The following is a 2228-nucleotide window of genomic DNA, read 5'->3' on the forward strand; positions in this document are numbered from 1 at the left end:
AGAGTCGAACTCATGCACTGGCTAATTTCATAAATTCCTTTTTTTGTCAACTCCTAATACTGAACCGACGCCCTAGAGCGGGTTTGAGCCGTACTCTTCCGCCACAAGCCCCAGAATAGCGTTGATATCAGCCAAGTCAGTTCTCGACTTTTTACGCCGCGCTTTTAACTGGTTGAGCAAGTCGGCCGGCTCTGGAAAATCGGGAAAATTTTTCCTGGCTGCATCATTTTTTGATTTTTGTCTCAGGTTGGAGAGTTCCGTCTCAACTCCCTCCCGATCGCGCCGTACTTCCTTGAGCTCTTGCTCCAGCATCTGAACCTTCAGTCCCAAATCGCCGTTGCGCTCGTGTAACTGATTGAGCTCCTTGTCCCATTCTGCAAGTTGCTTGTTGGCCGCTTTCAATTCCTGCCTGAGTGATTCATCGTTGCCATCACTCAGGCACTCAATTTTCCCAGACGTTCCTCAATGGCGGCCATCCGCTCCATCACCGGGTCAAGGCTTGAACTTACAGCCTTGTCTACAATGTCTACAATTTCTGTAGACACGACGCTATCACTGCTTCGTGTAGACAAATCTGTAGGTGTTGTAGACAGTGTAGACAGATGCACTGTAGACAGTGTAGACGTGCCTGAGACTTCCTTGAGAATGCGTTGTGCAGCTTGACTAAGCGACTCACCGTCTAGCTTCTGAGCTTCTATCCAGTTCAGGAAGTGACCGGATGCTCTGAATGATACGACTTGACTTTGACTCATTGTAGACACGTGTATACAGTATTTGTCTACAGTAACTGATATCTGTCTACGGTGTCAACAGATTGTCTACAAAGCTAGTAGACACAAAGCCTACTAGCAGTGATTTTTGGCTCAGACAAGGGTTAAAGCTTCATCAGGTCAGAGGCTTCAAACTCTGATTGCTGAACGTTCCTAACACGCTTGTCGAACCTGACCAGGTAGCTAGTGCCAGCACGGCTGTAGATATTGTCCACAACCTCACCTCGTGCACCCTGATAGATGCCGCCGACATCCTTGACCACAACCCGATCGCCTATCTCAAAGGTTCTGGGCTTCTTGGCAGAGGTTGCCGTAGATTTAGCGGTTTCTGTAGTACAGCTCATCATTAATGTTTATGAGTTTTCTAAAGATGCCGATTTTGTGTCCACAGTGTCCACACTTGCACTCAAAGCCTTATCTAGCAAGGATTTAGATGTGTGGACACCTATGTCCACAGTGTGTCCACACTTGCCCACACTTTTACCATTATTTGCCTCTTTAAGTGTGGACACTGTGGACACCGTGGAGAGGGAAGTGTGGACACGTGCATCGCTTTCTGTGTCATAATTTGAGGCTACTGTGGACACTGTGGACTGTGGACACAGGGTAAATAAAATTCTTTGACATTTTGTTGTAGTCTCTCCGTACTTCATTTTGGTTAACTCTGTGAACAATTCTTGAATTTGTTGCTTACTGGGTCGATGTTTGGCATTGAAAGCTAGGGTGACATCCCGTGCAGAAACCGTCCCACCCTTGGCTTCTGCTAGAGCGAGAATTTTTACCAAATTAGGAGCCAGTGCAGTTCGATCGGAGAACTCTGTGTAGAGCACGTCAATCTGGTTCGCGGTGAAAATCACAAATTTGACTGCTGCCTGCACAATACTTTTTGGGATACGGGGCGTGACAGGTTGGTCGTTAAAAATACAGTTGAGTGTGTGAAGGACTCCGGCAAGCTTTCCTACTTTTTCCGGCGCCTTGCCAATCATCGCCGGTTTACCTTGCATGGGTTCCGCAACCCGCTTATCCTCTGCCTTGTTGTAAAACTCTGTAAAGTAGCGTTTGGCGTCGGGTTCTAGCTCTAGTTTCAGTGCTGGCAGTGCATCAATTTTTTGGTAAAGACTGCTAAGTATTGGAGTTAGATCAAAGCTTCCGCTGTCCTCTAGAGATAATTTCGATGCGGCCAGCGGTTGAATCACAAAATCGAACCGAGCAAACTTTCCGTTAGAGTCGCTGCAATCTTTGAGCAAGCTTGCGAGCACATCGGGCTGAATTGTCCCGAACACTGACAGCAACAACCCGTCTAGGTCGGCTTTAACTCCCGACGCTCTTAGAACTGTGCTGCCTGTGCCGTTCCAAAATTCGAGTAAATCTTCATCGTCGGAACCGATACTTTTTTGCTAACATTTGCTAACAAATACATAAGTTGAGATCATATCTCAACAAAGGCGTATCAACCGA

The 2228-nt window shown here is 47.0% G+C and carries 4 protein-coding genes; all 4 read right to left on the minus strand.

Features of this window, described 5'->3' with window-relative positions:
- Positions 1–72: 72 nt before the first annotated feature.
- The 4 genes from QT992_RS33260 to QT992_RS33275 all read right to left on the minus strand — a co-directional run bounded on the left by QT992_RS33260 (position 73) and on the right by QT992_RS33275 (position 2158).
- Complete coding sequence (locus QT992_RS33260; RefSeq protein ID WP_333378738.1) at positions 73–402, minus strand: flagellar alpha dynein; 330 nt, start codon at positions 400–402, stop codon at positions 73–75.
- 32 nt (positions 403–434) lie between these two features.
- Positions 435–752: a hypothetical protein gene (locus QT992_RS33265; RefSeq protein WP_333378741.1), complete on the minus strand. Its 318-nt coding sequence runs from the start codon at positions 750–752 to the stop codon at positions 435–437.
- A gap of 122 nt (positions 753–874) precedes the next feature.
- Entirely contained in the window at positions 875–1117 is a 243-nt protein-coding gene (locus tag QT992_RS33270; RefSeq protein WP_333341892.1) for a hypothetical protein, read from the minus strand.
- 6 nt (positions 1118–1123) lie between these two features.
- The gene (locus tag QT992_RS33275) at positions 1124–2158 is read right to left on the minus strand and encodes a DUF3987 domain-containing protein (protein WP_333341904.1); all 1035 of its coding nucleotides are present in this window, start codon (positions 2156–2158) and stop codon (positions 1124–1126) included.
- Between the last annotated feature and the right edge of the window lie 70 nt (positions 2159–2228).

The organism is Microcoleus sp. T3_D1, from assembly GCF_036700405.1.
Taxonomy (GTDB): Bacteria; Cyanobacteriota; Cyanobacteriia; order Cyanobacteriales; family Microcoleaceae; genus Microcoleus.

Bases quoted from the DNA above. Each gene is read 5' to 3' on its own strand.
- QT992_RS33265 (WP_333378741.1), bottom strand. From the start codon at position 752: ATGAGTCAAAGTCAAGTCGTATCATTCAGAGCATCCGGTCACTTCCTG.
- QT992_RS33270 (WP_333341892.1), bottom strand. From the start codon at position 1,117: ATGATGAGCTGTACTACAGAAACCGCTAAATCTACGGCAACCTCTGCC.